Below are 371 nucleotides of genomic sequence, written 5' to 3'. Positions count from 1 at the left end.
TTCCTCGAGCGCTTCCACGCAGAAGTCGGCGTCCAGCGTAATCGAAATCCGGTGGCTGAGGACCTTGCGGCTGAACCAGTCGACGATAGCGACAAGATAGACGAAGCCCCGGGCCATGGGAATGTAGCTGATATCTGTCGCCCAGACCTGATTGGGCCTCACCATCGGAAGCTTGCGCAGGAGATAGGGGTAGATCTTGTGCCCTGGCGCCGGCCTGGAAGTGCTGGGACGGCGATAGACGGCCTCGATCGCCATCTTCTTCATCAGGCTCGCGACATGGCAGCGGCCGATCGTGATGCCCTCCTGACGAAGAAAGTCGCGCATCATCCGGCTGCCTGCGAACGGAAACTCCAGATGCAGCGCGTCGATGC

1 protein-coding gene is annotated in these 371 nt (G+C 60.6%); it reads right to left on the bottom strand.

Going from position 1 to position 371, the window contains the following annotated elements; genetic code table 11:
- Positions 1–371, bottom strand: a 371-nt coding sequence (locus FMM79_RS00225; RefSeq protein WP_148625061.1) for an IS3 family transposase, incomplete at both ends; no start/stop codon positions are given.

Origin of the sequence: Novosphingobium sp. BW1, from assembly GCF_008107685.1 — a bacterium.
In the GTDB taxonomy this organism is placed as follows: Bacteria; Pseudomonadota; Alphaproteobacteria; order Sphingomonadales; family Sphingomonadaceae; genus Novosphingobium.
This window is presented reverse-complemented; position numbering and strand designations above follow the sequence as displayed.